The sequence below is a fragment of the Dietzia natronolimnaea genome (assembly GCF_002289575.1).
GTDB lineage: Bacteria > Actinomycetota > Actinomycetes > Mycobacteriales > Mycobacteriaceae > Dietzia > Dietzia natronolimnaea_A.
In genome coordinates, this window is the sequence record NZ_NTGA01000001.1 from 127116 (window position 1) to 147446 (window position 20331).

Consider the following 20331-nt stretch of genomic DNA (forward strand, 5'->3'; position numbering starts at 1 on the left):
TCATGACCGTCCTGGAGATGCAGCAACGATCGCGGACGTCCATCCCGTGGACAGAGGTCTGCCTGGCCGCGCACGACCGGTTCGATCCGCCTAGGGTAGGGACCCGCGTCCACGCCGAGGTCCCGTCCGTCACCCGCACCCTCGACCGTGGCCGGAAGGTGCCCACGCGGTCGGTGGCGCCCGGTCGCCGGGTGAGCGTGCGGCCGGCGTCCACGGGTCAGGTCAGGGCGTGCGGAGTGGAGGCGCGATCGGTCGCACCGGTGGTGGACGACGTGCCGACCTGGGCACTGGTGGTCGGGGGCATCGTCTTCGGAATCCTGATGTTGTTGGCGTTGGCCCTCGTGGGTGGGCCCGCCTACGCGTGACCCACGGCATCGCCTTCTAGAATGGTCCCGGGACGGCGGCCCGTCGCCCTCGCACCGCCGTCGGCTCCGGCCGGTGGACAGGTTCGGACCAGGTCGACGAATGGCGAAGCTGGAATGTACTGCCCCATATGTCACCACGAGGACTCTCGGGTGATCGACTCGCGGTCGGTCGACGAAGGGCAGGCGATACGGCGTCGACGCGAGTGCCCCGATTGCGGTCACCGGTTCACCACCCTTGAGACGCCGCTGTTGACCGTCCTCAAACGCAACGGCGTGACGGAGCGTTTCAGCCGCGACAAAGTGGTCCGCGGCGTCCGCCGTGCGTGCCAGGGCAGGTCGGTCGACGAGGACGCGCTCCGGCGGCTCGCTCAGCAGGTCGAGGACGCCGTCCGGGCCGGCGGGGCTTCCGAGGTCCCGGCTCATGAGATCGGGCTTGCCATCCTCGGACCTCTCCAGGACCTAGACGAGGTCGCCTATCTGCGTTTCGCCTCCGTGTACAAGCAGTTCAGTTCTGCCGCGGACTTCGAGAGGGAGATCATCGCTCTTCGAGAGCGACACGCCGCCCACCGGTGATCGAGCATTCGTCGCCGTAGCGTCGAGCGCGGGTGCGCCGCGCTGAGCCCCGTTTCGCGGCCCTGTTCTACTCTCAGACCATGCTCCGCGTGGTTGCGAGCGCCGTGCTGTCGGTGCTGTTCGTCGTGAGCGCCTGGCTTGTCATCGGGCCTCACCACCCGGTATTCCCGTGGGCGTTCTCGGCCGGAGTCTTCGGGATCCTGGGCGTCATGGGCCCCGTGCCCGAAGCGGTGATTCCGAGATGGGTGACCACGACGTCGCAGCGGACGATCCCCCGCGCCCGGTTGTTCGGTATCCCCTCCACCCTCCGTGTGCTGGATCGGGTCGGGTGGAACCGCGCTCTGGGGCGACGAGGCAACAGCGGTCGCGGTCGAGCCGGTCTGGTGGGGATCCGCGCGGACGCCATGCAGAGCCAGATCGCCCACGGGGTCGGCGCGGGGATTCACGCCTTGGTGGCCATCCCACTCGTGTTCGTGAGCGCCTGGTCGAGCGCGGTGATCGTGGTGGTACTCGGTGTCCTGGTGCACCTGCTCCCGGTCGCGATGCAGCGGTACGTGCTGGCGCGGGTGGACCGGGTCGCCCGAGTGACACAGGGTCGCGGGGCGGGCGACACTCGGGACTGGTGACGGTGGTGACGCACGGCGGGCGTCGTGGGCTCACCGCCCGGGGCGACGGGAGAGAGAGGCGGCCACCGCCTTGTCGATCCTCTCGGCGGAGACAGGGCGCGAGGTTCCCAGGGACTGTGCGAAGAGTCCGACGCGATACTCCGCCAGCATCCATCGCAGATCCCGGGACGTCCTCGCCCCACCCGGCCGCCCGCGAAGTGCCGCCGTCGCCTGCGCAACGGTCGCCTCCGACTCCTCGAGCCGGGCGGTGAGCTCCCGATACCTCGACGGTGACTTCTCCGCCATGTCGAGCCTGAGATCGATCGCGCTCACATGGCGTTCCAGTTCCGGCAGGACCTCGACGGGGTGTCGCGCGAGGAACCCCTTGCCCACGAGGAAGTCCAGCGCGGGCCGGACGTCGTCTGCGACGTCACGCGGAGCCTGCTCCAACCGCGCCATCACCGATCGCGCGGCAACCAGTGCCGGGAGAGCGGCGGTAATCGACGCCGAGACGGCGGCCGGCGCTTCGGCCCTGGCCCTCGCACGCAGCTCCTCGAACTCCTGAACGGTGAGGACCGGCACTCCCTTACGTGCGGCGACGATCCGTCCACACGCAGCCAGGGCCGCGTCCGAGACCAGTCCGTCGGCGCCGCCGTGGGGATACTGGGTGAGCGCGAGGCGCTGCTCCACCGGACGGCCCCGGACTATCGACGCCGCGGAGATCACGTCCTTCGAGATCATCGTCAACACGGCCGCGGTCTGAGCGGCTCTCCTCTCCTCCTCGGTGGCGCACGCGATCCGGTGGAGGCCGTCCGGGCGCACCTGCAGCGCCGGATAGACCGTCACCTCGACGCCGTCAACGGTCCCGCTGATCGAGGTCTCCAGGTCCCCGATCGTGTCCGCGGTCCAGTTCCGATGAGGCCCGTCATCGGGGACGAGTCGCGAGTTGAGAGTGGCTCGGACCTTCTCCACCAGGCGGCTGCGCAGGGCGGCCAGATCGGTACCCGAGGCCACCACCTCGTCGCCGTCGACGATTTCGAAGCGCATGCGCAGATGGTCGGGGAGGCGTTCCGGATGGAACTCGCGGGGATCGACGGTCGTCCCGATCCTGGCCGAGAGGGCCCCGGCGAGCGCCACCGGGAGAGGAGCCGAGCGTGGGGTGAGATCCCCGGCCAGCAGGGCCGCGTATTCGGCGGGCGGGGAGCACAGACGCCGGAGGTACTTGGGCAGAGTCCGGAGCATCTCGGTGTACAGCTCCTCCCGAAGGCCGGGGACCAGCCACTCGAAACCGGAGGTCGCGACCGACGACAACTGGGGGAGAGGGATGCGCACGGTGATGCCATCGGAGTCGACACCCGGGTCGAATGCGTACCTGAGCTCGAAGTCCCGCTCTCCCTGCTTCCAGATCGGCGGGAACTCGGAGGCGGCCGGAGCGGTGTCCGAGGTGCGGATCCGCTCGGGCGTCAGACGTAGACGGTCCGGGTCCTTCCGTCCCTCCCTCTTCCACCACGACTCCAGGTGCCGCCCGGAGGTGACGTCGGCGGGGAGTCGCTCGAGGTAGAACTCGACCATCGCGTCGTCGTCGATGACCAGACCCCGGCGCCTGCTCCGGGTCTCCAGTTCGCGCGCCTGCTCCACCGCCGCGGCGTTCTCCGTGATGACCGGTATGCGGGTCGACCACCGGCCCTCGACGATCCCGTGCCGGACCAGCATCTCCCGGGCCAGCGGGGCGTCGACCCGGGACAGGAGGATGCGCCGCGACTCGACCACTGGCAGACCCAGGAGGAGAACCTTCTCGTAGGCCATCGCGGCGCCCTGGGCGTCGGACCAGTGCGGCTCGGAGTACTGGGACCGGACCAGGTGCTCCCCGAGGGTCTCGATCCACGCCGGGTCGATGCGGGCGACGTCACGGGCCCACAGTCTGGAGGTCTCCACCAGCTCGGAGGCCATGAGCCATCGTGGTGGCTTGCGGGCGAGATCGGAACCGGGGAACACCTGGAAGCGGATGCCGCGGGTGCCGCGGAACTCCCTGGTGTCCTCGTCTTTCATCCCGACGTTGGTGAGCAGTCCGGTCAGGATCGCCTTGTGGAGGTCGTCCTCTGCGGCGTGGCCGGACGGTGGGTGCCATCCCCGGTCCCGGCACATGCTGGTCAACTGGGCGGTGAGGTCCTGCCACTCCCGGATCCGCAACCAGTGTAGATATTCGGCCTTGCACATCTTGCGGAACGCGCTGCCGGAGAGTTCGCGGCGCTGTTCCGTGAGGTAGCGCCACAGGTTGAGGTAACCGAGGAAGTCCGAGGACTTGTCGGCGAACCGGCGGTGGAACTGGTCCGCCTTCTCTCGCTCCTCGGCGGGTCGCTCCCGCACGTCCTGAACGGTCAGCGCCGCCACCACCACCAGAACGTCCCCCAGCGACCGGTTGCGGTGGCCCTCCACCACCATCCGCGCCAGTCGGGGATCGAGGGGGAGGGACGCCATGTCGCGACCCACCCTCGTCAGGTGCGGGCGCTCGTCGTCGTCGATCCTGAGCGCACCGAGTTCGGTGAGCAGTGTCATCCCGTCCCGGACGGCCTTGCGGTCGGGTGGTTCGACGAACGGGAAGTCGTCCACGGCGCCCAGGTCGAGATCGGCCATCGACAGGATGACCGACGCCAGATTGGTGCGCAGGATCTCCGGGTCGGTGAACTCCGGCCGGGAGTCGAAGTCGTCCTCCGAGTAGAGGCGGATGCAGATGCCGTCGGCCAGGCGTCCGCAGCGGCCGGCGCGCTGGGCGGCGGAGGCCTGTGAAATGGGTTCGATCGGCAGCCGCTGGACCTTGGTGCGTGTCGAATAGCGGGAGATCCGCGCGAGGCCGGTATCCACGACGTACCGGATCCCCGGAACCGTCACCGAGGTCTCCGCGATGTTGGTCGACAGGACGACGCGCCGGGTCGAGTGCTGACGGAACGCCCGGTGCTGCTCGGCGGTGGTGAGCCGGGCGAAGAGAGGGAAGATCTCCGTTCCCTTGAATCTCCGGCCCCGGAGTACCTCCTCGGCGTCGCGGATCTCACGCTCCCCGGACAGGAACACGAGGACGTCGCCATCCCCTTCGGCGAGGAGCTCGCCCACGGCATCGGCGAGCGCGTCCAGTGGATCCAGGTCGACGGTGCGGTCCGCGTGGTCGACCTGCAGTGGCCGGTAGCGGATCTCCACCGGGAACGTGCGACCGGAGACCTCGATGACAGGGGCGGGCCGGCCCGCCGAATCCGCGAAGTGGCGCGCGAAGCGGTCCGGGTCGATCGTGGCGGAGGTGATGATGACCTTGAGGTCCGGTCGCCTGGGCAGGATCTGCCGGAGGTAGCCCACCAGGAAGTCGATGTTGAGACTGCGCTCGTGCGCCTCGTCGATGATGATCGTGTCGTAGGCGCGCAGCAGCCGGTCCCTCCGGATCTCGGCGAGCAGGATGCCGTCGGTCATGAGCTTGACAGCCGTGTCGGCACCGGTGCGGTCGTCGAATCGCACGGCGGAACCGACCAGGTGTCCGGGCTCCGTTCCGAGCTCCTGGGCGATGCGTTCGGCGACCGTCCGGGCCGCCAGACGGCGGGGCTGGGTGTGTCCGATCATCCCGCGGACGCCTCGGCCGAGTTCCAGACAGATCTTGGGGATCTGCGTGGTCTTGCCGGACCCGGTCTCACCGGCGATCACCACGACCTGGTGGTCGTGGATCGCCGCCGCGATCTCGTCCTTGCGGGCGCTGACGGGGAGGTGCTCGGGGTACTCCGGTGTCGGGATCGACTCGGCGCGGCGGCGCAGTCGGTCGGCGGCGTCGTCGATCCTCCCGCCCAGGTCGGCCAGTTGGTCCGCGCGCGCCTTCCGGATCCTCGACCGGAGCCGGTGGGCGTCGAGGATGCCGACGTCGTCGAGCCGGACCAGGAGATCGTGCCGGGCCCGGCGCAGGTCGGGGGCGGGCTCGGAGGGCGTCGTCATGGTGTGGACCAGCGTATCGCCACCCGGTGACGCGACAGACCCGGGTGTCAGCCCGATGAGCCGTCCCGGCGGGACTGCAGGCGGGTGTAACGCTGGTGGAGCCGCTCCCGTATCTCGTCGGGCTCGTAGGCCTGCCGCCGGCGTTCGGTCCGTGCGGCGAGGATCCCGGTGGCGGCCACGCCGACCACTCCGGCCGCGCCGACCACCTTGAACCACTGCCGTCCGCGGGGTGCCATGGTCCAAGGGTAGGTCCTGGGCCCGCGTCGCCTGGCAGGATCACGGCATGAGCCTCGACACCGTCCCGCTCGCCGCCGCAGCCCACCGCACCCGTACCGGCGACCTCTGGCTCTTCCGTGGGCGCACGACCGCCGACCGGCTCATCCAGACCCTCACCAATTCCCCCGTGAACCACGTGGGGGTGGCCGTCGTGCTCGACGACCTACCCCCGCTCCTCTGGCACGCGGAGATGGGGCGCGCGCTGACGGACGTCTGGACGGGTCGCAGGCAACGCGGCGTCCAACTGCACGATCTCGAGGCGGCGGTGCGTCACTGGACCGGGCCGTACGGACAACGCGCATGGTTCCGGCAGATCAGTCCGGAGACCGGTGACGCGCAGGAGGACGCGGTCCTGGAGACGATCGCCCGACTGAACGGTGTGTCGTTCCCGTCCGCGGGGCGCTTGACCGCCCGGTGGGCCCGGGGCCGGTGGGCGGCTCGGGGACGGCACCGATCCGACCGCCACGCCGACACGGGGTCCGGGTCCGGAGGGGACGGTGAGGCCGGCGCCCGGGGGAGGCGGGGCATCGGTCTCCCGTGGCGCAGAACCGTCGACACCGGGCCGGTTCTGCGCATGGAGGCCGCCTACTGCGCCGAGGTCGTCGGGATGACACTCGAGGCGATGGGCGTCCTGCTGCCGGCCGGCGATGCCAGCTGGTACGACCCCGGTCGGTTCTGGAGCGGAGACGCACTGCCTCTCGCCCCGGGGTGGGACTACGGGCGGGAGGTCGCGGTCACCGTTCCCGCGGATGCCGACCGCGAACCCTGAAGAAGGTTCCCGGAAGGGCTGCCGGACAGGGCTGCTCGAGCGGGCGTTGAGGGAGTCAGCCGCCGAGGATCGCGGAGCTCAGGTCCTCCTCGGCCGTCTCCGGGGCCACGACGAGCAGTTCGTCGCCGGGTTCGAACGGCACGTCGGGTTCGGGAGTGATCACCCTGCCTCCCCGGAGGATGGCCACCAGCGCCGCGTCGCGGGGGAGCCGGACGCGGGAGACGGGTCTGCCCGCGAGGGGGGTCTGGTCCGGCAGCGTCACGCTCACCAGGTTGACGCCGCCGCGACGCAGGGTCATCAGCCGTATGACGTCCCCGACGGCGACGGCCTCCTCGACCACCGAGACCATGAGCCGGGGGGTGGAGACGGCCACGTCTACCCCCCAGCGGTCGTCGAACAGCCACTCGTTCCGCGGGTCGTTGACGCGAGCGACCACCCGGGGCACGGCGAACTCCGTCTTGGCCAGCAGGCTCACGACCAGGTTCACTTTGTCGTCGCCGGTGGCCGCCACCACGACGTCGGACTCCTCCGCCCGGAGCCGGTCGAGGACGCTCAGCTCGCACGCGTCCCCCACGATTTGCCGGGCATCGGTGACCGCGTCGCGGTCGAACACCGCCGCGCGTCGGTCGACCAGCGTCACGTGGTGGTCGTTGGCCAGGAGTTCGCGGGCGATCGATCGCCCCACCACGCCGGCGCCGGCCACCAGCACCCGCATGGTGGAGGCGTGGAACGTGCGGGTGGGGGCGCGGTCCAACAGGCCCGCACCGTCCGCGTAGTCGGGGACCGGGCCGCCCGGGACCGGGGGCCCGGGGTCCGCCGCCCCGGCGACGGGGTCGCTGCCGACGGGCCGGTCAGTCATCAGCTGGTCCTCGCTTCACGATGTCGTCGAGATCGTCCACCACGGCGGAGGGTACGGCCAGGTGGATCAGGTCCTCCGCCTGGGCGAGCGTGCCGCCATCGGGGACCCGGCACTCGCCGAAGCGGGTGAGCGCGACCGCGGTGCCACCGACGGACCCGGCGAGAGAGGCGAGCGTGGTCCCGACCCACACCGGGGGAGGGACCACCGCGACCAGCGAGACCTCACCGGTCTGATCGCGCCAGACCACCGGGCTCGAACCGGACGTGATGTATCTGATGAGGCGGCCGGTCGCCCAGGGGACCGTCGCGACGGTGGGGATGCCCAACCGCTCGTAGACCTCGGCGCGTCCGGCGTCGTAGATCCTGGCGATCACCCGCTCGACGCCGTAGGTCTCGCGGGCCACCCTCGCGGCGATGATGTTGGAGTTGTCCCCCGAGGAAACCGCCGCGAACGCGTCGGCGCCGTGGAGCCCGGCGTCCACGAGGACCTCACGGTCGAAGCCGAGCCCGGTGACGGTGCGGCCGCCGAACTGCTCGGGCAACCTGGCGAACGCCGCGGGGTCCCGGTCGATCACGACCACCTCGTGACCGGCCTCGTCGAGTTCGGTCGCGAGCTCCGCCCCGACCCGCCCGCAGCCCATGATGATGACCCTCATGGCCAGTACCGCTCCTCACGGTCCGCGACGCGCGGACCCGTCCCGATCACGCTACTCCCGTCGGCAGAACTGTCCCTGCGGCACGCGGAGCCCTACGATGTGTCGGTGTCCAGGATCTCCCGGGTATCGGTTGGAACCAAGCGCCTGCTGCTGGGGCGCCCTTTCCGCAGCGACACCTCCGGGGACTCGCCGTTGCGCAAGCGCATCGCGCTGCCGGTCTTCGCCTCGGATGCGTTGTCGTCGGTCGCCTATGCACCCGAGGAGATCTTCCTCATCCTGTCGTTGGCCGGGATGTCGGCCCTCGTCTTCACCCCGTGGGTCGGCCTCGCGGTGGCGGGCGTCATGGTGGTCGTGATCGCCTGTTATCGCCAGAACGTCCGCGCCTATCCGTCCGGCGACGGCGACTACGAGGTCGCCACCGTGAACCTCGGGCCCAACGCCGGCCTGGGTGTCGGTGCGGCCCTGCTCATCGACTACGTGCTCACCGTGGCGGTGTCCATCTCGGCGGCGGCCGCCAACATCGGCTCCGCGATCCCGTTCGTCTACTCGAACGAGGTGGTCTTCGCCGTCATCGCGATCGTCCTGCTCACCGCGATCAACCTCCGGGGCATCCGGGAGTCACGAGCGATGTTCGCGATTCCCGTCTACGCGTTCATGGCGGCCATGACCGCACTGGTGGTGTGGGGGTTGTTCCAGGTGGACGTTCTGGATCGTGACCTGAGAGCGGAGTCCGCGGACTTCGAACTCGTCACGCCCGACGGGGTGGCCGTCGCCGGGCTCGCCCTCGCGTTCGTGGTGGCCAAGTCCTTCGCCTCGGGCTGTGCCGCACTGACCGGCGTGGAGGCGATCCACAACGGTGTGCCCGCGTTCCGCAGTCCCCGGGCCCGGAACGCCGCCACGACCCTGGTCATGCTCGGGGTGGTGTCGATCTCGTTCCTGCTCGGACTGATCGTGTTGGCGAACAAGCTCGGGGTCCAGATCGCGGAGGACCCGGCCGCCCAACTGATCGGCGCCCCGGAGGACTACCACCAGAAGACGATGATCGCGCAGCTGGCCGACCCCGTCTTCGCGGGCCTCCCGGTCGCCTTCTACGTGATCATGACCATCACCACCCTCATCCTGGTCCTCGCGGCCAACACCGCGTTCAACGGTTTCCCCGTCCTCGCCTCGGTCCTCGCGCGGGACAAGTACCTCCCGAGGCAGCTCGCCACGCGCGGTGACCGCCTCGCCTTCTCCAACGGGATCGTCCTGCTCGCCATCGCGGCGATCGTCCTCGTGGTGGCCTTCGACGCCCAGGTCACCGTGCTCATCCAGCTCTACATCGTGGGCGTCTTCGTGGCGTTCACCCTCAGCCAGCTCGGGATGGTCCGCCATTGGACGCGGCGGCTCGAGACCGAAGAGGCCCCGGCCGTCCGACGACGGGTGCAGCGCGCCCGCGCGGTCAACGCGGTCGGTTTCGTGCTCACCTCGGGCGTCCTGGTGATCGTCATGTCCACCAAGTTCTTCGCGGGCGCCTACATCGCGGTGCTGGCGATGCTGGCCGTGTTCGGGGTCATGAAGCTCATCAAGCGTCACTACGAGTCGGTCGCGCGGGAGCTCGAGGACTCCTCCTGGGAGGTCGTGCTCCCGAGCCGCACCCATTGCGTCGTGCTGGTGTCCAAGCTCCACCTGCCCACCCTCCGGGCCCTGGCCTACGCCCGGGCGACCAGACCGGACACCATCGAGGCACTGACGGTGAACATCGAGACCGCGGAGACCCGGGTGCTGGTGCGGGAGTGGGAGCGCAGGCGCATCTCCGTACCGCTCAAGGTGGTGGAGTCCCCGTACCGGGAGATCAACCGACCGGTGGTCGACTACGTCAAGCGGCTGCGGGACCAGTCGCCCCGGGACGTGGTGATCGTGTACATCCCGGAGTACGTGGTGGGCCATTGGTGGGAGCAGCTGCTGCACAACCAGAGTGCGCTGCGCCTGAAGACCCGCCTGCTGTACGAGCGGGGCGTCATGGTGACCAGCGTCCCGTGGCAGCTGTCGTCGTCGGACGGCCGCGCGGAGCAGGCGCGTGACGAACCGATCATCGGGCGCTGGGGCGCGCCGGAGGACCGATGACACCGCCGACGAGGACCGACTGGACGGGGCGTGTGCTGCGCCTGCGCATCGAGGGGCCGGCGCAGGGCGGTGAGTTCGTGGCCCGGCACTCCGGACGAGTGGTGTTCTGCCGTGGCGGGATCACGGGGGAACTGGCCGAGGTGGTGATCGACGACGACCCGGGGCGGGCCTTCTGCCGCGGAACCGTGACCCGGGTCCTCGAACCGTCACCCGACCGGGTCGACCCCGTCTGTCCGGCGGCGGCGGCGGGTGCCGGGTGTTGCGACTGGAGCCACATCGGCCCGTCGGCCGCCCGGGTGTTCGCGGGAACCGTCCTGGCCGACCAGGCTCGTCGTATCGGGCGGATCCAGTCCGTCCCGGATCGCCTCTCCGTGGAGGTCCCCGGTGGCGACGACGCGACCACCGGGTGGCGAACGGTGGCCCGGTGGGTGACGGGGGACGACGGCGTACCGGGTGTCCGACGCTCGCGCTCGCGCGAGGTGGTGACCCATCCGTGCGTCCAGGCGGACCCGCGGATCGGCGAGGCCATCCGGGCCGCGGGCGTGGGACCACACCGGGAGATCCTCGGTGTGCTGGGGGACGACGGGCAGGTGCACGTCGCTCACCGACCGGTCACCGACCCGGTGTCGCGAGGTCGCGACCGCCGGTCCCGGCGGGGCGCGGCGACCCGGGCGCGGGCCAGGGCCTCGCGAGCCGGGCGATGGGAGCACGTCTCGGGCGCGCCGACTGTGTCCCGAACAGTGGGTGGGCGTACCTGGCGGTTGCCCGTCGACGCGTTCTGGCAGGCGCACAGGTCCGCCGCGGCGCACTACAGCGATCTCGTCCGCGGTGCCGTGTCCGGTGCCCCCGCGCTCCCCGGCGACCCGGTGGTCTGGGACCTCTACGGGGGAGCGGGCCTGTTCTCCGCCGCCGTCCTCGACGTGGTCCCTCGGGCCCGTGTGACCGTGGTCGAATCCTCGCGCGCCTCCTTGGAGGCCGTGGGATCCGCCCTCGAGATCGGCCCCGCGGTCGTCCCGGTGGCATCGAGGGTGGAGCAGTTCCTGGAGCGGTCGAGCGGTGCTGCCGACCGCGGCGGCGACCCCGACCTCGTGATCCTGGACCCGCCGAGAGGCGGCGCGGGGATCGAGGTGATGACCGCGCTCGCTCGTGGCACGGCGTCCCGGATCATCCATGTCGGGTGCGACCCGGCCAGCCTCGCGCGCGATGTCGGTGTGCTCGTGTCAGCCGGGTGGACACCTGCGGGGATCCAGGGCGTCGCGGCGTTCCCCGCGACACATCACGTGGAGGGGCTCGCCGTCCTCGACTCGCCGCGGGCGCGCTGAGCCCGGAGAGACGCGCTCGCCCGATCAACGTAGTCGGCCGGAAAACTGGCCCGTTCGGCCGGCGGCGGGCGCGCAGACCGTTTCCCCGTAGACTGTGGGTTCGACCCTGCGGGGTGCGGCCAGGGAAGGGGCAGTCGACGGCAATGAGTGTGCTCGATCAGGTGAACGGCCCCTCCGACCTCCGTGCACTCGGATCCGACGAGCTGGTCCGGCTCTGCGGTGAGATCAGGGAGTTCCTCATCCGGAAGGTCTCCGCCACGGGTGGGCACCTGGGGCCCAATCTCGGCGTGGTGGAACTGACGGTCGCGCTTCACCGGGTGTTCGACTCCCCGCGGGACCCCATCGTCTTCGATACCGGACACCAGTCGTACGTCCACAAGATCGTCACGGGCCGGAAGGACCAGTTCGACGGTCTCAGGACGCGCGGGGGCCTGTCCGGATATCCGTGCCGTGCGGAGAGTGAACACGACATCGTCGAGTCCTCACACGCGACCTCGTCTCTCTCGTACGCCGACGGACTCGCCAAGGCGTACTCCCTCAGCGGCCAGGACGACCGGACCGTCGTCGCGGTGATCGGCGACGGAGCGATGACCGGGGGCATGGCCTGGGAGGCGCTGAACAACATCGCCGCCGGCAAGGACCGGCCCATGGTGATCGTCGTCAACGACAACGGCCGGTCGTACTCGCCCACGATCGGCGGACTGGCCGAGCGGCTCGGGGTCCTGCGGCTCCAGCCCGCCTACGAGAAGGCGATGGACCACACCAAGCGCACGCTGGGCGCGCGCAAGGACCTCATCGGCAAGGCCGTGTACTCGATCCTGCACGGGATCAAGACGGGGCTCAAGGACGTGGTCTCCCCGCAGGAACTGTTCGCCGACCTGGGACTGAAGTACATGGGGCCCGTCGACGGGCACAATCTGGCGGCCACAGAATCGGCGTTGCGGTTGGCAAAGGACTTCGGAGGACCGGTGGTGGTCCACGTGGTGACACGCAAGGGGATGGGCTACGTCCACGCCGAGAACAACGTCGCCGACCAGATGCACGCGACCGGGGTCATCGACCCCGACACCGGCCGCCCGCTCTCGCCGTCGTCGTCAGTCGACTGGACGTCGGTCTTCTCCGAGGAACTGTGCGAGATCGGGGCGGAGCGCGACGACGTCGTGGCCATCACCGCGGCCATGGCCGGACCGACGGGGTTGACCGCCTTCGGTGACCGTTTCCCGGATCGCATGTTCGACGTGGGCATCGCCGAGCAGCACGCGATAGCCTCGGCCGCCGGCCTCGCGCTCGGTGGGCTGCACCCCGTGGTGGCCGTCTACTCCACGTTCCTCAACCGGGCGTTCGACCAGCTGCTGATGGACGTCGCCCTTCTCGGGCAACCGGTCACCCTGGTACTCGATCGCTCCGGGGTGACCGGCCCCGACGGTGCCAGCCACAACGGGATGTGGGACCTGTCCCTGACCGGGATCGTCCCGGGCGTGCGGGTGGCCGCACCGCGCGATGCCGAGACCCTCCGCGCGGAACTGCGTGAAGCGGTGGAGGTGACGGACGGCCCGACCGTGGTGCGGTTCCCCAAGGGGTCCGTCGGCGAGCCGCTGCCGGCGTTGGAGACGTCGTCGGACGGTGTGGACCGGGTGTTCGGGACCGGGGACGCCGACATCCTGGTCGTCGCGGTCGGGTCGATGGTCGCGCCGTCGACGGCGGCGGCGCGGGAACTCCGGGCCGAGGGGGTGTCGGTCGACGTGGTCGATCCGCGGTGGGTCTATCCCGTCCCGCAGTCGATCATCGACTCCGCCCGGGATCGTCGGCTCGTGGTGACGGTCGAGGACAACGGGATCCACGGCGGCGTCGGTTCGGCGGTCTCGGCGGTGTTGGAGCGCGCAGGGGTCAGGGTGGACCGACTGTCGCTCGGCCTCCCGCAGGAGTTCCTCGATCACGCCTCCCGTGGCGAGATCCTCTCCGACATCGGGTTGACCGCGGACGGGATCGCCGACGGGATCCGCCGCCGGCTCTACGACCGGGTCGAGAGCTGAGGGACGCCGGGCCTCAGCCGTCCGCTCGGAACCGGTGCACCGCCTCGAGCAGCGGCGTCTGCGTCAGGTCGATCTGCCATCGGCGGGCACCCTCGTCCCGGAGGACCCGGTGCAGCAGCTCCGCGTCGTCGCCCGGGTGGGTGGTGGCCGCCCGCCACGCCCACAGTCGTAGTGATGACGGCTTGAGCAGCAGGCCCTGGTCGATGCCGAGCTCACCGGCGAGCGACCCGATCGCCTCGCGAGCGGCATCCAGCAGCGCGGCCGCCTCCGGCTCCGTGCGCTTCCAGGTGGTGTGCGGAGGATGCTCGCCGCGCGGCGCCTGACGGGCGGGTAGGTCGCCACGCCCGAGCTCGGCGGCCCACTCCAACGCGGCCAGCCAGTCGTCGGCCAGTCGTCTGCGATGCGGACCCTCGAAACCCTCGATGGCCAGAAGGTCCGACCGGTTCGTCGGCGCGGTCCGGGCCGCCTCGATGATCGCCGCGTCCGTGAGCAACCTCTTGGGCGCGATGTCCCGCTCTGCGGCCACCCGGTCACGCGCCATCCACAACTCCCGCGCCCGGGCGAGTTGCCGAGCGTCACCAAGTGAGCTCAGGCGGTCCAGACGACGCCATGGCTCCGGCGCGGTCGGAGCCGGACCGGAGTCGACGAGGTGTCGGCATTCCGCCTCGAACCAGTCGCGCCGACCGAGCTCGTCGAGGCGGGGGAGTACCGCGTCCGCGAGGTCGTGGAGGAACAGCACGTCGTAGGCGGCGTAGTCGAGCCACGACGCGGGTAAGGGGCGTCGTGACCAGTCCGCCGCCGAGTGCGCTTTGGCCAACCCGATCCCCAGGTACACGGAGATCATCGTGCCCAGGTTGACCCGCTCCAGGCCGAGGAATCGCCCGGCGAGTTCGGTGTCGATGACAGCGCTCGGGCTGATCCCGAGCCCACGGAGTGAGGGCAGGTCCTGGCTCGCGGCGTGCAGGAGCAGGGGGCGCTCGGAGAGCAGGCCGGCGAGCGGCCCGACCGTCCGACCCGGTGTCTCGGGGTCGACCAGCAGCGCGGGCCCGTCGGCCGGACGCAGCTGCAGCAGGAAAGCACGCTCGGAGTAGCGGATCCCTGACGCTCGTTCGACGTCCACCGCCACGGGTCCGGCGGAGGACGTGATCACGGAGGCGACCGACCGGAGGCCGGGGGCGTCGTCGACGAAGTCGTACTCGGCCGGGGGCGGTGGGGCCCCCGGTGGGGTCTCGCCGCGACGTCGGCCGCTCACGCCCGACGGGGCAGTGACGTCACACCGACCGGCGGGAGCCCGGCAGCGAGCGACAGGGTCTTGCAGAACGCGGCCGCGTGGCCGGTCAGGTCGGGGTCGAGCGCGGTCCACGATGCACGCAGCTCGAGCTGGTGGGCCTGCGGTGGCCCGGAGATGTCGCCGTAGCGCACCGAGGCGGTACTGGTGACGGTCCCGCCCAGTGACGTGTAGGGGCCGGCGTCCTCGTCGAGGGCCTCGGTGAGCCAGCTCCAGGCGACCCGGGGCAGCAGCGGATCACCGGCGAGCGAGGCCTCCATGTCGGCCTGGATGTAGGCGACCAGTCGGAGGGTGCCGTTCCACGCGTCGTCCCCGGAGGGGTCGTGGAGGAGGATCAGACGGCCGAAGGCGTCGCCGTCGGAGAACTCGGGCACATCGTCCCCGTTGGGCGGGATGATCTCCACGCCGAGCGCGTGACTGTACGGCGCCAGTCTCTGCGGCGGACGGATCGGGCCGACGGAGATCTCAGGGCGGACCTCGAGCCGGGACAGCGACTCGACCGCTTCCCGGAAGACCTCGGGCTCGCCGTCATTGACCGATGTGCTCACGGGACCTCACGCTAGCGACCGGCCGACGGTGGCCCGAGGAGGCGCGCCGTCCGCCACCGGGGTGGGGTGGACGGCCCCGGTGGCGGACTCATGGGACCATGGGGGTGTGCTGAACTCCGATGTGCCCTCGAATTCCAGGCCTGTTGACCCCCAGGGTGCCGGGCCGGCCACGGCTCGACGAGCCGGGACCGGACCCTACCTCGACGAAGTCAGGGGCACCGGCGCCGCCCACACCCCGGTGTGGTTCATGCGTCAGGCGGGACGCTCGCTCCCCGAGTACCGCGAGCTCAGGGCCGGGAGCACCATGCTCGAGGCCTGTTTCGACCCCGAGATGACCTGCGAGATCACGGTGCAGCCCGTCAGGCGACACGGGGTGGACGCCGCGATCTTCTTCTCCGACATCGTCATCCCGCTCGCGGCGGCGGGGGTGGACATCGACATCGTCCCGGGCACCGGGCCGGTGGTCGCCACGCCGATCCGTGACGAGGCCGGGGTCGCCGCCCTGCCCGACCTCACCCCGGACCGCCTCGAGAAGATCGGCGAGGCCGTCCGCCTGGTGATCGCCGAGCTCGACCCGCACGTCGCGCTCATCGGATTCGCCGGCGCCCCGTTCACCCTGGCCTCCTACCTCATCGAGGGAGGCCCCAGCCGCAACCACGAGCACACCAAGTCCCTGATGTACTCGCGACCCGATGTCTGGCACGCGTTGATGTCCAAGTTGGCGGATCTGACCACGGTGTTCCTGCGCGCGCAGATCGGCGCCGGGGTGGACGCGGTGCAGCTGTTCGACTCCTGGGCGGGGGCGCTGAGCCTGCGCGACTACCGTTCGATGGTGCTGCCGCATTCGGCCGGGATCTTCGCCGACGAGGTGATCTCCACCGTTCCCCGCACGCACTTCGGGGTGGGCACCGGGGAGTTGCTCGGCGCCATGGGGGAGGCCGGCCCGGAGGTGGTCGGGGTGGACTGGCGCATCCCGCTGGACGACGCCGCCGGGCGGGTGCCGGGGAAGGTGCTCCAGGGCAACCTCGACCCCGCCATGCTGTTCGCCGATCGTTCCGCTCTGGACTCCGAGGTCCGCCGGATTCTCGACGAGGGTTCGCGCGCGCGCGAGCTCGGCGCCTGCGGCCACGTGTTCAACCTCGGGCACGGGGTCCTGCCCGCCACCGACCCGGGTGCCGTGACCCACGTGGTGGAGTTGGTCCACGAACTGTCCGGGAAGTAGGGATGGCGCCTCGTGTCGCGGTGATCGGTGGTGGCCTGAGCGGCCTCACCGCCGCCTATCAGCTCGCCCTCGACCTTCCCGACGCCCGGATCACGGTGCTCGAGGCGTCCGACACCCCGGGCGGGGCGCTGCACACGGTCGACTTCCCGTCCGGCCCCATGGAGCTCGGGGCCGAGGCCTTCATCGGCCGTCGCCCGGAAGCATCCGAGCTCGTCGCCGAGCTGGGCCTGACCGACGCCCTGCGGCATCCTGGCCCGCTCGGCCCGGCGATTCTCACCGGCGGCCGCCTGATGTCGATGCCGGTCGGCACCGTCATGGGGCTGCCCTCCGACGTGACCGCCCTGACCGGCGTCCTGACCCCCCCGGAGACGGACGTCGCCGCCCGCGAGAGGGACACCCCACTGGAGTGGGAGCCCGGCGGGGACGTCTCGTTGGGCCGCCTCGTCGCCGAGAGGTTCGGGGACGCGGTGGTCTCGCGACTCGTCGACCCCATGCTCGGCGGCGTGTACGCGGCGCCCAGTTCGGGGCTCGGACTGCGTCAGGTGGTCCCCGGGCTCGCCGAGGTGTTGGACCGGGGTGCCCCGACGCTGACCGATGCCGTCGGTCAGCTGGTGCGTGACCGCGTCCCGGGGCCTGTGTTCGCCACCCTCGACGGTGGATACAGGACACTCGTGGCGTCGCTGATCGAGGCCTCGGGGGCGCGGGTGCGCACGCAGGCCGCCTGCACCGCGATCCACCGCGAGCCCTCCGGCTACGCCCTGACGGTCACCGGTGAGCGCGGGTCTTGGGTCGAGGACGCCGACCTCGTCGTCGTCGCCGTCCCCGTCCCCCACGCCGCGCCGCTCCTGGCCGCGGCCGGTGGTGTGGACGACGCGGTGACCGGCCTGACCGGCATCCGGACGGCCTCGTCCGCGGTGGTGGCGATGGAGGTGGACAGGGGGCTGGACCTACCCGGGTTGTCCGGCGTGTTGGTGGCCACCGACGAGCCGGTGCCGTTCAAGGCGATGACCTTCACCAGTCGCAAGTGGCCCCATCTCGACACCCGACCCGGCCACCTAGTGCGGGTGTCGTTCGGGCGGCTGGACGACGACGAGGTGCTCCTCGCCGACGACATCGCGCTCGCCCGGATGGCTGAATCCGCCCTGGCCGGGGTATGCGGATCCGCGCCGAGGATCCTGCACTCCCGCGTCCGGCGCTGGGAGGACTCCCTCGCTGAGATCGGGCCGGCGCACGCCGACCGGATCGCGGACGTGCGGGCCGGGCTGGCGGACCGGCTGCCCGGGGTGGAGTTGGTCGGAGGGGCGACCGAGGGGGTCGGCGTGCCCGCGTGCATCGGTTCCGCGCGGGCCGCGGCCCGGCGGCTGGCGGCAGGGTGGCAGGATTGAGCCATGGCACGCCTCGACTACAAGAAGCTCAACTCGACCCTCCGGTACCTCATGTTCTCGGTCTTCACCGTGACCCCCGGGGAGCTGGGGGAGGACCGGGCCGCGGTCACCGCTGACCTCGAGCGGTTCCTCGCCCGGTTCGACGGCACGGACGTGGTGGTCCGCGGACTGTACGACGTCTCCGGGCTCCGGGCCGAGGCCGACTTCATGATCTGGACCCACGCCGAGCACATGGAGGATCTCCAGCGGTTCTACAACGAGTTCCGGCGCACCACCATCCTGGGTCGAGCCAGCACCGCCTACTGGTCCAACACCGCCCTGCACCGTCCCGCGGAGTTCAACAAGAGCCACATCCCGGCCTTCCTCGCCGAGGAGGAACCGGGCGCCTACATCTCCGTGTACCCGTTCGTCCGGTCCTACGAGTGGTATCTGCTCCCCGACGAGGAGCGTCGCCGGATCCTTGCCGAGCACGGGCGGGCCGCTCGCGAGTACCCGGACGTCCGCGCCAACACCGTGCCGTCCTTCTCGCTCGGCGACTACGAATGGCTCCTGGCCTTCGAGGCCCCGCAGCTGGATCGGATCGTCGACCTCATGCGCGTCATGCGCAGCACCGAGGCGCGCCGTCACGTGCGCGAGGAGATCCCGTTCTTCACCGGACCCCGGGTCAGCGCCGAGCAGCTCGCCACCTCGATGCCCTGATCAGTCCTCGGCGGGTTCGAGGGTCATGCTCACCGAGTTGATGCAGTACCTCAGATCGGTGGGGGTGGGGTAGCCCTCGCCCGAGAAGACATGCCCCAGGTGGCCGTGGCAGTTCGCGCACAGCACCTCGGTCCGGGTCATCCCGAGGGAGGTGTCCGTCCGCTCGATGACGGCCCCGCCGGCCAGGGGCGTGAAGAACGAGGGCCAGCCGCAGTGGGAGTCGAACTTGGCGTCACTGCGGAACAGCTCGGCCCCGCAGCCACGGCACCGGTAGACCCCTTTGGTCTTGGTGTCGGTGTACTCGCCGGTGTACGGCCGCTCGGTGCCCGCCCGGCGTAGGACCTGGTATTCCTCCGGGGTCAGCCTGCGGCGCCACTCGGCGTCGTCGAGGGTGAAGGAGGGGTGCGGAGTGCTGGAGGGGGTGTCGGTGCGTTCACTCATGTCCGCAGGCTACGCCGCGGCGGCGGCCGGTGCGATCCGCTCGTGCCGGCGCGGGTCCGTCCGCCGCCACAGCAGGATCGTCAGCACGGTGCAGAGCAGCAACAGCCATCCGAGAGTGGGGTGGGCGAACTCCAGCAGACGCCCGTAGTACGGCCATCGCGCCGACTCCCAGAAGTCGAGTGTGAAGAACCCGTACGCCGCCAACCAGGCGGGCCAGTTGCGGACGAACGACTTGTCCAGCACCACGGTGAGCATGATGGGGATGAGCATCATCGAGTAGTACATCTGGCCGAGGCTGGAGACCAGGAACACGCCGGTCAGGATGACCCCGGAGGTGGTGGCGAGCCATAACACCTCGTGGTTGTGCCGGTAGTCCAGCAGAAGATACACGGCCAGCAGGGTGGCCACCACGATGAGGATCCGGGCCACCAGGATGAGCGGCTCGGGGACGCCGTAGTACAGACCGAGCCCGGCGATGGAGCTGTTGTAGTAGTCGCGGACCTCGCTCATGTAGGGCGCGGTGACCTCGAGATACCGGCCGGCGTCCACGGTGAGCGCCCACCCCGCGGCCATCGCGGCGGCGGGGATCGCCAGGGCGGCGACGAAGGGCTGCCACTGTCGACGGATCAGGGGGAGGACCAACAGTGGCGCGAGCATCGGCTTGATCGCCAGTGACAGCCCCATCGCGACCCCGGCCCACCACAGTCGCCTGCGGTACAGCAGATAGAGGAAGGCCACCTGGCACAGGAAGATCACGCCGTTGACGTTCGTGAACACCAGGGTGTTGGTGACCGCCTCGGTACAGAACGCGCCCAGCAGGATCGCCGGGGCGGCGAACGACCGCACGTCGAGGTCGAACAATCGCATGAGGAGCCACAGTGCGGCGATGATCGCGGCGGTGTTGAGCAGGATGAACAACCACCGGGCCACCGTGTAGTTGTCGATCACGCCGAAGGGGGCCAGCAGGAACGTGCCGCTCGGGGCGTAGAGATAGTGCGGTTGAACCGTGAGCAGGTTCTCGCTGTAGACGGGTTCGCCCGCGAGGAAGCGCCTGGTCGCGGCGTAGACGGTACCGAAGTCGTTCGTGATGGATCCGTTGACGGCCTTGATGAGCACGCGATGGATCACTGTCATGATCGCCAACGGCCACAGGATCTGGTTCAACAGGCGGGGCACGGAGTCAGTGCTTCGGGTCGGCAACGGCACGGTGTGCAGGCTA

At 70.5% G+C, this 20331-nt stretch carries 18 protein-coding genes; 10 read left to right on the plus strand and 8 right to left on the minus strand.

What is annotated here, in order from left to right; all coding sequences use genetic code 11:
• Window positions 1-2 precede the first annotated feature (2 nt).
• The 3 genes from CEY15_RS00615 to CEY15_RS00625 all read left to right on the plus strand — a co-directional run bounded on the left by CEY15_RS00615 (window position 3) and on the right by CEY15_RS00625 (window position 1564).
• Window positions 3-365: a hypothetical protein gene (locus CEY15_RS00615; protein ID WP_095716841.1), complete on the plus strand. Its 363-nt coding sequence runs from the start codon at window positions 3-5 to the stop codon at window positions 363-365.
• 114 nt (window positions 366-479) lie between these two features.
• Window positions 480-938 (plus strand): transcriptional regulator NrdR, encoded by a 459-nt coding sequence (gene nrdR / locus CEY15_RS00620; protein ID WP_031264877.1) that lies wholly within the window; start codon window positions 480-482, stop codon window positions 936-938.
• Window positions 939-1018: 80 nt separating this feature from the next.
• Window positions 1019-1564, plus strand: coding sequence for a hypothetical protein (locus CEY15_RS00625; RefSeq protein WP_141244194.1), 546 nt, complete (start codon window positions 1019-1021; stop codon window positions 1562-1564).
• 30 nt (window positions 1565-1594) lie between these two features.
• On the opposite strand, the gene hrpA is transcribed toward CEY15_RS00625, so the two are convergent.
• Window positions 1595-5509, minus strand: coding sequence for an ATP-dependent RNA helicase HrpA (gene hrpA / locus CEY15_RS00630; RefSeq protein ID WP_095716843.1), 3915 nt, complete (start codon window positions 5507-5509; stop codon window positions 1595-1597).
• Window positions 5510-5556: 47 nt separating this feature from the next.
• Window positions 5557-5745 (minus strand): hypothetical protein, encoded by a 189-nt coding sequence (locus tag CEY15_RS00635; RefSeq protein WP_017836905.1) that lies wholly within the window; start codon window positions 5743-5745, stop codon window positions 5557-5559.
• 47 nt (window positions 5746-5792) lie between these two features.
• Here CEY15_RS00635 and CEY15_RS00640 point away from each other — a divergent pair, with 47 nt between their 5' ends.
• On the plus strand, window positions 5793-6554 hold the full coding sequence (locus tag CEY15_RS00640) for a hypothetical protein (RefSeq protein WP_095716844.1): 762 nt from the start codon (window positions 5793-5795) through the stop codon (window positions 6552-6554).
• A gap of 55 nt (window positions 6555-6609) precedes the next feature.
• Here the strand turns inward: CEY15_RS00640 and CEY15_RS00645 are convergent, their stop codons facing one another.
• Together CEY15_RS00645 and CEY15_RS00650 are read right to left on the minus strand one after the other, a co-directional pair.
• Window positions 6610-7269: a potassium channel family protein gene (locus CEY15_RS00645; protein WP_095716876.1), complete on the minus strand. Its 660-nt coding sequence runs from the start codon at window positions 7267-7269 to the stop codon at window positions 6610-6612.
• A 136-nt stretch (window positions 7270-7405) separates the two neighbouring features.
• On the minus strand, window positions 7406-8068 hold the full coding sequence (locus CEY15_RS00650; protein ID WP_095716845.1) for a potassium channel family protein: 663 nt from the start codon (window positions 8066-8068) through the stop codon (window positions 7406-7408).
• Window positions 8069-8182: 114 nt separating this feature from the next.
• Between CEY15_RS00650 and CEY15_RS00655 the strand changes: the two genes are divergently transcribed.
• The 3 genes from CEY15_RS00655 to dxs all read left to right on the plus strand — a co-directional run bounded on the left by CEY15_RS00655 (window position 8183) and on the right by dxs (window position 13529).
• Complete coding sequence (locus tag CEY15_RS00655) at window positions 8183-10174, plus strand: APC family permease (protein ID WP_095716877.1); 1992 nt, start codon at window positions 8183-8185, stop codon at window positions 10172-10174.
• Window positions 10171-11496: a class I SAM-dependent RNA methyltransferase gene (locus CEY15_RS00660; protein WP_095716846.1), complete on the plus strand. Its 1326-nt coding sequence runs from the start codon at window positions 10171-10173 to the stop codon at window positions 11494-11496. The genes CEY15_RS00655 and CEY15_RS00660 overlap by 4 nt, the downstream gene beginning before the upstream one ends.
• Before the next feature lie 143 nt (window positions 11497-11639).
• The gene (dxs, locus tag CEY15_RS00665; protein ID WP_095716847.1) at window positions 11640-13529 is read left to right on the plus strand and encodes a 1-deoxy-D-xylulose-5-phosphate synthase; all 1890 of its coding nucleotides are present in this window, start codon (window positions 11640-11642) and stop codon (window positions 13527-13529) included.
• Between the two features lie 13 nt (window positions 13530-13542).
• Here dxs and CEY15_RS00670 read toward each other — a convergent pair whose 3' ends face one another.
• The gene (locus tag CEY15_RS00670) at window positions 13543-14781 is read right to left on the minus strand and encodes an HRDC domain-containing protein (protein WP_095716848.1); all 1239 of its coding nucleotides are present in this window, start codon (window positions 14779-14781) and stop codon (window positions 13543-13545) included.
• A complete protein-coding gene (locus CEY15_RS00675; RefSeq protein ID WP_095716849.1) occupies window positions 14778-15365 on the minus strand; it encodes a DUF3000 domain-containing protein in 588 nt (195 codons plus the stop codon). The genes CEY15_RS00670 and CEY15_RS00675 overlap by 4 nt, the downstream gene beginning before the upstream one ends.
• A gap of 106 nt (window positions 15366-15471) precedes the next feature.
• Between CEY15_RS00675 and hemE the strand changes: the two genes are divergently transcribed.
• Genes hemE through hemQ form a run of 3 tightly spaced genes read left to right on the plus strand, consistent with a single transcriptional unit; the run spans window position 15472 to window position 18671 of the window.
• Complete coding sequence (gene hemE / locus CEY15_RS00680; protein ID WP_095716878.1) at window positions 15472-16587, plus strand: uroporphyrinogen decarboxylase; 1116 nt, start codon at window positions 15472-15474, stop codon at window positions 16585-16587.
• 2 nt (window positions 16588-16589) lie between these two features.
• Window positions 16590-17972 carry a protoporphyrinogen oxidase gene (hemG, locus tag CEY15_RS00685; protein WP_095716850.1) on the plus strand — a complete coding sequence of 461 codons (1383 nt, stop codon included), beginning with the start codon at window positions 16590-16592 and terminating at the stop codon, window positions 17970-17972.
• A 3-nt stretch (window positions 17973-17975) separates the two neighbouring features.
• Window positions 17976-18671: a hydrogen peroxide-dependent heme synthase gene (gene hemQ, locus CEY15_RS00690; protein ID WP_017836894.1), complete on the plus strand. Its 696-nt coding sequence runs from the start codon at window positions 17976-17978 to the stop codon at window positions 18669-18671.
• Here the strand turns inward: hemQ and msrB are convergent, their stop codons facing one another.
• Together msrB and CEY15_RS00700 are read right to left on the minus strand one after the other, a co-directional pair.
• A complete protein-coding gene (gene msrB / locus CEY15_RS00695; protein WP_095716851.1) occupies window positions 18672-19112 on the minus strand; it encodes a peptide-methionine (R)-S-oxide reductase MsrB in 441 nt (146 codons plus the stop codon). It abuts the gene before it with no gap.
• Between the two features lie 9 nt (window positions 19113-19121).
• Window positions 19122-20318: a glycosyltransferase family 87 protein gene (locus CEY15_RS00700; protein ID WP_238556290.1), complete on the minus strand. Its 1197-nt coding sequence runs from the start codon at window positions 20316-20318 to the stop codon at window positions 19122-19124.
• Window positions 20319-20331 lie beyond the last annotated feature (13 nt).